We start from the raw sequence: 12516 nt of genomic DNA on the forward strand, positions 1-12516 counted from the left end.
TCTTTTTTATTTTTGGCAAATAAAAAACCTGACCCGATCTGGTAGAAATAGACACACAGCGTCCGTTAGACAGCGCTACTATTCTTTCCAAATCAGTTCAGGTTATGCCCACTAAAGGTAACATTCCTTTATGAATATTTAATTGTTGAGATTAATTTAACACCTTATCAACACATTGTCAACGCTTTCATAAAACTTTTTTGAAGGGAAAATTCACCAGATTTTTTTATTCATCTAACTTCAGCTTTTTTCAGTTAAGTACTTTTTTATATAGTCCTTTCCACCTTAGACAGGCACTTACTAGTATGATAAGTTGGAGACATAGCTCATATATAATAAATTAATACACTAAAAACATAGGAAAAAAGAGGAGTGTTCACATGGCAAAGCAGCACAAAATTATCGTTGCTGGATGTGGTGGAATGTCAAATACTTGGTTTGATTATGTATCACAGCGGGAGAATGCTGAAATTGTTGGGGTTGTTGATGTTAACTTAGAGGCAGCAAAAGCAATGGTAGAACGTCGAGACCTAGGAGTCCCTTCATTTACAAATTTATCAGAAGCTATAATGAAAACGGATGCAAATTTAGTGTTTGATATCACGATTCCAGCTGCACATAAAGAAATAGTGATAACTGCTTTAGAGGCTGGATGTAATGTCTTTGGCGAAAAACCAATGGCAGAAACATTAAAAGATGCAAAGGAAGTTCTCCGTACTGCAAGAAAAACTGGAAATACATACACCGTCATGCAAAATCGTCGGTATTTAAATCAAATCCGTACGTTTCAAACGATTCTTTCTAACGGAACAATCGGCGAAATCGGCTCAATTCATGCAGACTTTTTCCTTGGACCTAACTTTGGTGGCTTTCGTGATTTAATGGATCATCCCCTTATCGTCGATATGGCGATCCATACGTTTGACCAGGCTAGATTTTTAACAGGAAAGGATCCTGTATCAGTTTATTGTCATGAATATAATCCAACAGGCTCCTGGTATAAAGGCAACGCATCAGCAATTTGTATCTTTGAAATGACAGATGGAACGGTCTTTTCATATCGTGGGTCATGGAGCGCCATTGGAAATCAAACATCGTGGGAATCAGACTGGCGTGTAACCGGAAGTAAAGGCAGTGCAAGATGGGATGGTTCGAACAATCCAATATGTGAAGTGATCGATGAAACAAAACCAATTGAATTTATTACTCCTGTTAAGCAAATAAATATCGAAAGTGAGAAGGCAATTCGCGAAGGGCATTGGGGCTGTCTTGATGAAATGTTCCAAGCTTTAGAAGAAAATCGTCTAGCCGAAACGGATTGTCGAGATAATATTAAAAGCATGGAAATGGTATTTGGTGCTGTCCAAAGTGCCAAGACAGGTAAGAAAGTTATCATTAGTGAAATGGATTAAAACCAACAAATAATAACAAACTCCATAAACTTATTTCTAGTTATCTTCCTTGTGTAGATAATGTACTGTAAAAAGAGGTTGGGACAAAAGATTTTTAACATAAGAAAAATCCGAACTATAATTTGGAATTCTGCTTTAAACTTCGTGTCTTTTTGTAAGTGGTAACACTTGTATACATTGTTACTTTTTACCAGTAGTCGTTCTGGTTGATTTCCGCTACAGTACTCGCTTTCCGCGGGGTGGGTGGTGAGCCTCCTCGGTGTAAACCTGCGGGGTCTCACCTCTCCCACGCATCCCGCAGGAGTCTCGCACTTACGCTCCAATCAACCTTAATAAAGTTTGCACAAAAAACCGACCTCTTCGAAAGAGTCTTTTCTTTATAGTTTTTTGCAATAAGCAATGTTCGGTTTTCATTAGAAATATTTTCGTTATGTCCCACCCTCTTTTTCTTTGTATAATATCATTTCATAGCCATCTGCTTTTTCTCTAATTCCCTTATCGTTTTCCAAATCGTAACGATTGAGTAGCCTAGCATTAGAACTCCAGGTAAAATCATAAATAAGACACTTCCGTTCGCTGTTTGCGTGAAATTAATGAGATAACCTAGATATGGAATCATAAACCCTTCATATTTGGCGATAACATTTTCTGCTAGGACAGGATTTAAGTCAGCTGAATTGTTATTGTCCCCCTTTGTTTCATAACGGACAGCTTGTTCTGTTGCTAACACATCTGAAATTCTATGAGTTATTAGTCTTTCCTCATCCAAATAAGTAATAATATCCCCTGCTTTTAGGCTAGAACGTTCCGCTTCATCCAGTGATTTCACAGCAATAACAGAACCTGTTAATATCGTAGGCTCCATAGATCCCGATAAGACGGTTTTAATCTGATAACCGAATATTTGTGGCTCACCATTCGTTAGTTTAGTAGAGAGGACGATCCCTGCTATACTTACTAACAAAATAAGTAGGATACTTGTAACCATTCGATTTACCCATTTCATCATCCGTTTCACTGTTTATTCCTCCTTCTTATCTTCTAATAATAGCTCGTTCTCTTCCATTTCCAATTCTGTTCCGTGCCCATCGGCATCATCTATATTTGCCCAGCTTCCAACTGTTATCCCAATGCTCGCTTCGTTTTCGTCACGATAGTATGAATATGTATTTGAAGTGAGAAGGCCGATAGCCATGACAAGAGAATAGCCAAGAAAAATGAGTTGAATTCCGCTTGTAAGTTGTTTCTTTTGCTTCGTTTGCTTTTTAAGCCAGAACATCATACCTTCACTCCTCTCTATGCTGCCATGTCATTTTTAAAAATCAGAATCTCCATCTCGTTGGACAGCTTCAAATTCCCATTTTAGCTTTAACTCATCCTCTTGAAAGTGATTTTGATTTTGCCCATTGTCAACAAATTTAATACGAACTGCATATTTCTCTACTTTGCCTTCAGATGGAAATTCATCGCTCACCTTTATCGGCTCTCCCGATAGCTCTGATAATTTCTTTTGTACGACTACATTTTTTCGCTCATTCACTTTATAAATATACTCAACAACAAGATGATCACCTAAATCATCACCGTTATTAGGATCCCCTTTGTCAATCACCTCGTAGGAGGAGTGAAGGAGTATTTCCTTCATATCGACACTCCCATCATTTGTCAGCTCAAAATTGCCATGAACCGTATCACCTGGCACTAACCCTTTGACATCAATAATCGTTGGTTTATTAATCCCAAGCTCAAGCACACCTGTCGTAAACGTATTGGTTGTCGGCTCCTTATCTTGAAAATACGCTGTTGTTCCTTCACTAATAAGACCTAGTCCACATAAGGCAATAGCAACGCTTGTTAAAAGTTTTCCTTTTACACCCATACGTTCTCCTCCTAAATAATCCTTATTGACGTTATAGTATAAGCCGCTAAGGAATTGAAGAGACTGTTTCTTCCATTTCTTAGTGGCTTATCGCAGTAGCAGGCAGCATTTTATAACAGTGGAGGGGGAGGTTCCCCCTCATCGATTCAAAAAGAATTTATCAATTATCTTGCCTCAAAAGACCAGTTAAGCTTTAATTTATCCCCTTGGAACTGGTTTTGATCCTCTCCATTGTCAACAAATTCAAATTCAACATACATTGTGTCCTTTGTTCCAGCTGGAAGTCCACTAATCTCATTATCAAAACCAATTACCTTCTTTTCTACCGCATCTGGTGTCATTTGCTGTAAATCATAGAGAGTAGTAGAGAAAATGATATCGTTAGGTCCAGTTTCTTCAGATTTATCACTGTTTTCTAGGAAGTTAACACGAATATGTTTACCGAAATCATCTGTATTATCGCCCTTTGCATCTTCAACCTGATAGCTAGTTGATAATAGTACTTGTGTTATATCAAGTGAGCCGTTATTGACTAAATCAAATGAACGAATCATCCAGTTCCCCGGACTTAAATCCTCAACATCAATCACTACCTCTGGGTCTACAGAAAGATCTAATGTTCCTGTTGCAAACGTATTAGTAGTTGCAACTGTATCACTAAAATACGCATATGTTCCGCCACCAATTAATCCTAAGCCTAAAACAGCCGTTGCTACACCTGTTACAATATTTTTCTTAATACTCAATGTTTTCTCCTCCTAGAAATTTGGTTACCAAATCCATTGCCAACTCTACTATCATTGTTTACTAGAATATTAAAAGAGTTATCCTCTCCTCCCTTCCACACCTTTACGATTCGACGAACAACTCACATGAAGTATAGAAAATTTAAAGGTAACTAGAAAAACCGTAAAACACGACATAATTTCGTTAAAAAGAACAATTATCTCTCATTTCCTTCTCTTTCCTCGTCAAAACTCAGATTTCGGAATTTTTCGTTAATTTTCCGTAAAGAAAAATATGCAAATTTACGTATGATTTACAAAAATTTTGTAGATTTTTCTCACAAGCTATCCTGAACAAATCTAGTAATCTCAAGATATTTAATACGTATTGAATTCGAAATAAATACTAGTTTCTCACATTAATAATTGAGGTTTCCTTTAACATAGACTTCATAATTCCCTTAATCTTTTTTAGTACTATTTCGTTACTATTTTTGCATTACTTTTACCCTTCTCCTTTATATTTTTACAGTGTGTAGACTCATTTTTCATTCTTTAGACTTACCCTTCTCACATAATTTTCCCTTTTTGTTCTTTAAAACAGCCACTTTTAGCTTATTTTTTCTCACATTTAATAAATTTACTTTTGCTTAACAGAATTTTTATAGTAAACTGATACCTTTTTCATGTAGAACAAGTTTCATAGATTTGTACATCGTTACTAATCAAAATTTGGAGGGAAAACGGGAATGAATATTGGAAAAGATGGCTTAAACAGGCGTGACTTCCTGAAGGTTGGCGGATTAGGTACAGTTGCATTGACTTTAGGTACAACTGGATTATTATCACTTACTGGGGCAAAAGAAGGAGTTGCCGCAACTAGTGGCTTTACTGGCTATGGACCACTCGTAAAGGATCCGAATGGAATCCTCGATTTGCCAAGAGGCTTTCATTATAAGATTATTTCTCAAACTGGTGAAAGAATGCCAAATGGAGACTTAATTCCAGCTTTATTTGATGGTATGGCTGCATTTAAAGGTGAAAAAAACACAACAATCCTTGTTCGCAACCACGAAAATGGGACAAACTCTCAATATCCTGTTAATGGAAAAAACCCATGGAGCAAAGGTGCTGCTGGCGGTACTACAGCACTGATTGTTGATGAAAACAGAAATGTGATTGATGAATATGTTACCAACTCTGGAACAATTCGAAATTGTGCTGGCGGCCCTTCTACTTGGGGTACTTGGTTAACATGTGAGGAAACACGTGATTTAGGCCATGGCTTTGTTTTTGAAGTAAATCCACTTGATCCGGAAAATGAAATGTCAAAAACACCGATTCGCGATATGGGGTATTTTTCACATGAAGCATGTGCTGTTGATCCAACAACAGGTATTTGGTATTTAACAGAAGATAGCAGTCCAAGCTTTCTCTATCGATTCACTCCACATGATCGCAGTCAAAAGCTAGGTTCCCTTCAAAAAGGTGGAATTTTAGAGGCTGCAGCGATTGATGAAATTTCTACAACCTCTCCAAGCCAGTTAAATAGTGGGCAAAAATTCGGGATCGTTTGGAAACAGTTAAATCCAGAGCGTGCTCAGCAGGATGCAAAGGATTTAGGCTGTATACAATTTAGCCGTTTAGAAGGTGCCTACTTCTCTGCTGGAACATTTTGGTTTGATGATACAAGTGCAGGTGGTAAAGCACTTGGTCGCGTTTATCGTTACATCCCTGCGACAAATACATTGGAGCTCTTCTACGAATCAACATCACAAAATGAATTAGAAATGCCTGATAACATTACGATCGCTCCTTGGGGAGATCTTTGGATTGCCGAAGACGGTGGTGGAAACGACCGTATCGTTGGTTTAACTCCTGAAGGAAATATTTATACATTTGCAGAAAATCGAATGAATGGTTCAGAGTTTGCTGGTCCTACCTTCTCTCCTGATGGAAAGACGCTTTTTGTCAATATGCAAACACCTGGTATTACATTTGCGATTTGGGGACCATTTGCTCGTCGCAATGTAGCGCGCCAACGGGCAATGAACCATGCAGCACCACCTGCTAGTCTAGCTCCAGCTGTATCAGATAAGCTAACAGCATTTGCTGATGAGCAGGGAATGTCTATCTTGGAAGCAGCTGCACTTGAGCGTCATGGAATGCCTATCCTTTAATAAGGAAAACTTGAAGCTCATTGCTTAGCCTTCAGCTATAAAACGTATAAGAAATAAGAGGTGTTTACCTTGAATTCCTATATGATGCCAATCATAAGGCAAGTGACCTGAGCCGTTTCTACTCTAATCAAGACTTATTATGAAGCAAAATCTATCTTAGTTAAGGGGGTTCTATCGTGCCAAACGTTGGAATACCAGGTCTAATACTCATTCTTGTCATCGCCCTCATTATCTTTGGGCCATCCAAATTACCGGAAATTGGGCGTGCGTTCGGAAATACACTTAAGGAATTTAAAAAGGCGACAAATGATTTAGTAAACGGTGATAGCGAACAGAAAAAAAGCAACGAAAAAGCAGAAGTAGTCAAGCTTGAGAAATCTGAAACAAAAACGGGTAGTTAAAAATGGAGAAGTAGCTTGCATACCCTAGGACAAAAATATGGCACAAGAATAGAAGCTGTTTATTCTTGTGCCTCTTATGGCTAACAATTGCTAAGTAAACAGCTCTTCGATAAGAAAGCGAACGATGTAAAATGGCCAACTGAGCTTTAGAGTAGCTTATATCGTTCTTCTATTAATAAAGGAGTACATGTTATGGATCAGACAAAATTGAAATTCACCGATCATTTAGAAGAATTACGAAAGAGAATTATTATTACAGGAGTTACCTTCATTCTTTTCTTTATCCTAGGTTTCGTTTTTGTACAGGATATTTATCAATTTTTAGTAAAGGACTTGTCTGGGAAGCTTGCCTTGCTTGGTCCTGGAGATATTATTTGGATTTATATGGTGATTGCTGGTGTAACAGCAATAGCTTGTACGATTCCTGTAGCTGCATATCAAATTTGGAGATTTGTTAAGCCTGCCCTTACTCATTCAGAGCAAAAAATCTCCTTAGCCTTTATCCCGGGATTATTTTTTCTCTTTCTTTTTGGAATCTCATTCGGATACTTCATTTTATTTCCAATTGTTCTTTCCTTTTTAACAGGCCTTATTGGCGATCAGTTTGCAACCTTTTTTACTGCGGAAAAATATTTTAAATTCATGTTGAACTTAACATTACCCTTTGGATTTTTATTTGAAATGCCAGCTGTTGTGATGTTCCTTACAAAATTAGGGATCATCAATCCTCTCAAGCTTGTTAAAGCAAGAAAAATCTCCTACTTCGTCTTAGTAATTGTTTCAGTGTTTATTACCCCTCCAGATTTTATATCTGATGTTCTAGTTATTATACCTTTACTGCTTTTGTATGAGTTAAGTATTACATTAAGCAAAGTTGTCTTCAGAAAGAAGCTAAAATCAAATGCTCAAGATTTGTCGAATTTTGAACAAATATAGCAAAAAAAACACCGTAAAAGCCTTTACACAATCTGTTGATTCTAACATAATACTAGTAAGGGCTTGTTTTTATCATAATTTAAGACCAACCTATAATGATTGGTCTTTTATTATTCGCGTAATCTATTCTATAGCTCGAATATTCTTGGAAAAAGCCGAGAAAAATAATCACCAATATCATATTAAATCATATAGATCGAACGATATCCTCTCATTAAGCTTCTCGATGGGAACTCGCTTTTCCACGTTTAAACGCTAATTGTAATATAAATAAAAATAATTAGGATTAGTACATACTTTAGAGGTGCTGTTTAATGAATGAAAAAGAACCCTACTATATAACTGAATCAAAACAATTATGTCGAGAACGTGGTATGGATCCCGATATTATAGCAAGTCCGAAGGTGAAGATGACCGAACTAGAACTAGCTAGTAAGAGAAAGTCATACAGTGAGATTTTATCTGTTGTTAGTTTTTTCTCCAAAAAGCTTTTGGATTCACTGAAAGGCACTCCTATCTTAATCGTCATTTCTGATGAGAAAGGATTCTTGTTGGAAATGGTTGGTGATGAAACGATTAAATCCACTGTCGAGCAGTTCGGCATTCAAATCGGCAGTCTATTTACACAAGAAGACACTGGGACGAATGTAATTAGCCTCGCTTTACAGCAAAAACATCCAATTCGATTAATTGGCGAAGACCATTTCCATTCATTTCTCCATGGAATTGCGTGTTACGGTGCAGCGTTTCATTATACAGATGAAAATAGCTTATTAGGCAGCGTTTGTTTAATGATGCCAATTGCCCTTCAAAATCCCCTTTTCCTTACAATGCTCGCACATGTTGTTGATTCAATTGAAAGAGAGCTGCTATTAAGAAAGCAAAATAGAAAGCTAAATATTATGAATCAAATTATGCTCAGCAGAACACGTAATGGAATTGTGATTACCGATGAAAAAGGGATTACAACTGAATTTAATGATTTCGCTGAAGAAATCTCTCCTTTTTATAAAAATGAGGTAATTGGAAGATGTATTTACGAATCAGGCATAACAGGCGAATACTTCAAACGAGTATTACAACATGAAGAAAAATTTGAAAATGTTGAACTAAAATATACTGGTAAAAAAGGCAACCTTATTGTTTGTTTATTTGATGCTCAACCTATATATGAAAACGATCGAGTTATTGGTGCCTTTGGTCAATTTAGGGATATTACTGACCGCTATTTAATAGAAGAAAAATATAATTATTTAGCCTATCATGATGACCTTACAAATTTACCAAACAGACGATATTTTCAAAAAGAGCTACAAGCATTTATTAAAGCGAACAAAAAGAAAAAGCAGTCGTTAGCTGTCTTATATTTAGACTTAGATCGCTTTAAGGTCATCAACGATACTTTCGGTCATTCAAAAGGTGATCACCTTCTAAAAGAAGTGGCGAAAAGATTATCAAGCTGTATAAGCGAGAATTCTCAATTAGCACGGATGGGTGGAGATGAATTCATTATCACCATCACTAATTTTAAAGATCCGCAGGAGATCACTAAATTAGCTGATAAAATATTGGCGAAGTTTTCAAAGCCGTTTCGCCTTAAATCGATTGAAATACATACTTCTGTAAGTATCGGTATTGCCATATATCCAGATTATCCACTAAATCTTGAGGAATTTATGATTTATGCTGATAACGCAATGTATCAAGCGAAGGAACAAGGAAAAAATGGGTATGCCATTTATACAGATGAGTTAATTCATCTTTTAACTGAGAAAATAACGCTTGAGTCTGACCTTAAAAGGGCATTAAATGAGAATGAGTTTTTCCTCCAATACCAACCACAAATTTGCTCTAAAACAGGAGAAATAGTAGGTGTTGAAGCATTAATTCGTTGGAATCATCCTAAATTAGGGATTATTTATCCAGATAAATTCATTCAATTAGCTGAAGAAACAGGATTAATTATTCAGCTTGGTGAGTGGGTAGTTGAGCATGCCTGCTTACAAAACAAAAAATGGCAAGATTCCGGACTAAAGTCAATTAAAGTATCTGTTAATCTCTCTACTCAACAGTTTTTAAAGCAAAATTTGGTAGAATTTATGAAAAAAGTATTAGACAAAACCAAGCTTGATCCTAGATACTTAGTATTAGAGATAACTGAGTCAATGGCAATGGATTTTGATTATTCCTTAAATGTCCTTGAACAATTGAAAGGGATTGGTGTTGGAATTAGCATCGATGACTTTGGAACAGGCTATAGCTCCCTTAGTTATTTAAAGAAATTCCCGATCGATTATTTAAAAATCGATAAATCTTTTGTCAGGGATATAAATGATGATGAAAATGATGCAAATATCGTAAAAGCCATCATTACATTAGCACATAATCTTAATCTTCAAGTCATTGCAGAGGGGGTTGAGACAAACGAACAATTGCAATTTTTAAAGAAAAACGATTGCGATCACATCCAAGGGTATATTTTTAGTAAACCACTTACATCGAGCCAAATTGAGCAGGGGTTTCTTTCATAACTATCAAAAAAGAGATAGAAAATGGGGAGGAGAAACTTTAACAATGGAATCATGTGCATCAGTATTAGTCAGAAATTTTAAAAGATGGGGAGTTAACCATATTTTTGGTATTCCAGGAAAAGCGGTGTCCCCTTTAATATTTGCTACGGACAAGCATGGTATTGAATTTGTTCTCAGCAAGCATGAATCAGGGGCAGGCTTTGAAGCGACAGGCTATTCAATGATGAATCAAAAAATCGGTGTTGCGCTTGGCACCTCTGGTCCAGGTGGTACAAACTTGCTTACTGCTGCAGGACAAGCAAAATCATCAAATATTCCACTATTGATCATCACTGGCCATCCGGGATTAAAGGATACTGGTAAAGCATTAGGGCAGGATTCTTCTATCTTTGGTACAGATTTAGCGGAAATGTTCAAGCCTGTTACGAAGTTTAGCGCAAGAGTCGAACGCGGTGATATGCTGAAAATCTACTTACAGCATGCACTCGAAAAAGCATTAACAGGAGTAAAAGGTCCTGTTCATTTATCAATTGCGTTCGATATCATGCTCGAAGAAATTGAACCATTTGATCTTGATCTACCAGAGTCAAACGAGATGGTATCACCACATATCGACGAAGTTGTTGAATTATTAAATTCTGCAAAGCGTCCTCTATTGTTTTTAGGAAAAGGTGTTCACTCAAGTAAGGCTTATGAAGAAGTTCGTTTATTAGCTGAGCACTGGAGCATCCCTGTTATAACAACTCCTGGTGGAAAAGGGACGTTTATTTCCAACCACACTCTTTCTCTTGGTGCCTTCGGACTAGGAGGTACACAAGAAGCAAGTGATTATCTTAAACAAGGTGTCGATCAACTAATCGTCATCGGCACAAAATTAAGTGATATGTCAGTTGCGGGATTATCAAAAGAAATGTATCCAAAATCAATTATCCACTTTGATTACGATCCAACCTTTATGGGAAAAACGCTCAATGTCCCAACAACACCAGTTCTTGGTGACATCCGCTCTAATTTACAGGCAATCCTGAAGGATGTTTCCCCAACTGAGCACAATGAATTTATAAAGCCTAAGCAGCTAAATCAAGTGGAAAATAACTCTGCTGAGGAACGAATGACTGCAGAAACTACATTAAAGGTCGTTAGAAATTCCCTTCCTGATGACGCAATTATTTTTGGCGATGATGGAAGTCATACCTTTTTTGGTATAAAATATTTTGATATCTATACACCAGGTACGTTTTTCTTCGACGATGTTTTCGGTGCAATGGGACATGCTATCGGATATTCAATTGGCGCTAAGCTAGCTGCTCCAGATAAAACAATTGTCTGTTTAGCTGGTGATGGCTGTATGTTCATGCATGGAACAGAAATTTCTACCGCATTAAACTATCAATCACCTGTATTATTCATCGTATTAAATAACGGTAGATTAGATATGGTTGAAAAAGGAATGCGGAAAATGATTGGAAAGTCGATTGGAGCAGTATTTGAAACCCCACTCGATGTAGCAGCCTTTGCAGAGTCAATGGGTCTCCAATCTTTTAAATGCTTTAATCCTAATGATTTACAAATTGCCCTGCACCAAGCCTTACAAACGATTGCCGATACAAACAAGCCAGTTGTTGTGGAAGTAATCGTTGACGGCGAAGAAATTCCACCAACGATGGGGAGGCAGTAAGATGGAACAGAACAATAGATTTGAAAAAGGAATTACTACCGTAAAGGAAATGGTACCTGAAGAAACCTTTAAAATGATGGAAAACATGGAAAAGGTATCTCCAGACTTTTGGGAAATGATTGTCGGCTTTGGATTCGGTGAAGTCTATTCAAGAAAAGGACTTTCCTTAACTCAAAGAGAACTCATCACACTAACAGCACTTATTACACAAGGTGCATTTGACCAGCTTGAGGTTCATATCCGCGCAGCCTTACAAGTCGGCTTAACCCAAGATGAAATCAAAGAAATCATTATTCAATGTGCGGCATATGCAGGCTTTCCAAAGGCAACACAAGCAATGCAAATTGCCGGTAAAATCTTTGAATCAGTAAAATAATCCTTATTTATAGGGGGTGTTTGTACTATTTTTGTACAAGCACCCCCTTCCTACTTTCACCCAGACTAAGATTACCAATTCAAGTCATACTAACTATTGAACATTAACAACTTTAACAATTTGGGGGTATCAATTTTTTCATGGGTGCAATTGAACGAAGTGGTTATCGATTTGAACCTGAGTATAGTGTTATTGAACAGAATGGTGCAATCCATGTCTACAAAAAAGGAACCTTTATTGAAGAACTTCCCTTCACATTTTCCGGACAAGCTCCAAATTTAGGCGAAATTGAAAAGCTCATCGATCAATATTGTGAGGAGCAAGGCATTTAATGCTTTAAGCAGCTAGGTGAAATTAAGACACATCAGGTGCTGCCATCTCTTCTCTGGTGTGTCCTC

The 12516-nt window shown here is 37.0% G+C and carries 12 protein-coding genes; 8 read left to right on the plus strand and 4 right to left on the minus strand.

Annotated elements, in window-relative coordinates:
* Nucleotides 1-380 precede the first annotated feature (380 nt).
* The gene (locus ACTJJ9_RS02240) at nucleotides 381-1412 is read left to right on the plus strand and encodes a Gfo/Idh/MocA family protein (RefSeq protein ID WP_145581111.1); all 1032 of its coding nucleotides are present in this window, start codon (nucleotides 381-383) and stop codon (nucleotides 1410-1412) included.
* A 460-nt stretch (nucleotides 1413-1872) separates the two neighbouring features.
* On the opposite strand, the gene sipW is transcribed toward ACTJJ9_RS02240, so the two are convergent.
* From sipW to ACTJJ9_RS02260, 4 genes are all read right to left on the minus strand, one after another.
* Nucleotides 1873-2421 (minus strand): signal peptidase I SipW, encoded by a 549-nt coding sequence (gene sipW / locus ACTJJ9_RS02245; RefSeq protein WP_170944474.1) that lies wholly within the window; start codon nucleotides 2419-2421, stop codon nucleotides 1873-1875.
* Nucleotides 2422-2433: 12 nt separating this feature from the next.
* Nucleotides 2434-2691 carry a hypothetical protein gene (locus ACTJJ9_RS02250; RefSeq protein WP_095302619.1) on the minus strand — a complete coding sequence of 86 codons (258 nt, stop codon included), beginning with the start codon at nucleotides 2689-2691 and terminating at the stop codon, nucleotides 2434-2436.
* A 36-nt stretch (nucleotides 2692-2727) separates the two neighbouring features.
* The gene (locus ACTJJ9_RS02255; protein WP_095302617.1) at nucleotides 2728-3291 is read right to left on the minus strand and encodes a TasA family protein; all 564 of its coding nucleotides are present in this window, start codon (nucleotides 3289-3291) and stop codon (nucleotides 2728-2730) included.
* A 164-nt stretch (nucleotides 3292-3455) separates the two neighbouring features.
* Nucleotides 3456-4037: a TasA family protein gene (locus ACTJJ9_RS02260; protein WP_145581112.1), complete on the minus strand. Its 582-nt coding sequence runs from the start codon at nucleotides 4035-4037 to the stop codon at nucleotides 3456-3458.
* A gap of 728 nt (nucleotides 4038-4765) precedes the next feature.
* Here ACTJJ9_RS02260 and ACTJJ9_RS02265 point away from each other — a divergent pair.
* The 7 genes from ACTJJ9_RS02265 to ACTJJ9_RS02295 all read left to right on the plus strand — a co-directional run bounded on the left by ACTJJ9_RS02265 (nucleotide 4766) and on the right by ACTJJ9_RS02295 (nucleotide 12450).
* Nucleotides 4766-6196 (plus strand): alkaline phosphatase PhoX, encoded by a 1431-nt coding sequence (locus ACTJJ9_RS02265; protein ID WP_440768424.1) that lies wholly within the window; start codon nucleotides 4766-4768, stop codon nucleotides 6194-6196.
* 173 nt (nucleotides 6197-6369) lie between these two features.
* Entirely contained in the window at nucleotides 6370-6597 is a 228-nt protein-coding gene (gene tatA / locus ACTJJ9_RS02270; protein WP_095302613.1) for a twin-arginine translocase TatA/TatE family subunit, read from the plus strand.
* 192 nt (nucleotides 6598-6789) lie between these two features.
* Nucleotides 6790-7533, plus strand: coding sequence for a twin-arginine translocase subunit TatC (gene tatC / locus ACTJJ9_RS02275; RefSeq protein WP_145581113.1), 744 nt, complete (start codon nucleotides 6790-6792; stop codon nucleotides 7531-7533).
* A gap of 314 nt (nucleotides 7534-7847) precedes the next feature.
* A complete protein-coding gene (locus ACTJJ9_RS02280) occupies nucleotides 7848-10064 on the plus strand; it encodes an EAL domain-containing protein (protein ID WP_095302609.1) in 2217 nt (738 codons plus the stop codon).
* Nucleotides 10065-10107: 43 nt separating this feature from the next.
* Nucleotides 10108-11742: a thiamine pyrophosphate-binding protein gene (locus tag ACTJJ9_RS02285; RefSeq protein ID WP_145581114.1), complete on the plus strand. Its 1635-nt coding sequence runs from the start codon at nucleotides 10108-10110 to the stop codon at nucleotides 11740-11742.
* A gap of 1 nt (nucleotide 11743) precedes the next feature.
* On the plus strand, nucleotides 11744-12118 hold the full coding sequence (locus ACTJJ9_RS02290; protein WP_145581115.1) for a carboxymuconolactone decarboxylase family protein: 375 nt from the start codon (nucleotides 11744-11746) through the stop codon (nucleotides 12116-12118).
* A gap of 140 nt (nucleotides 12119-12258) precedes the next feature.
* Nucleotides 12259-12450, plus strand: a complete 192-nt coding sequence (locus ACTJJ9_RS02295; protein WP_145581116.1) for a YbxH family protein — start codon at nucleotides 12259-12261, stop codon at nucleotides 12448-12450.
* Nucleotides 12451-12516 lie beyond the last annotated feature (66 nt).

The sequence above is a fragment of the Metabacillus sp. 22489 genome (assembly GCF_052044855.1).
Taxonomy (GTDB): Bacteria; Bacillota; Bacilli; order Bacillales; family Bacillaceae; genus Metabacillus; species Metabacillus niabensis.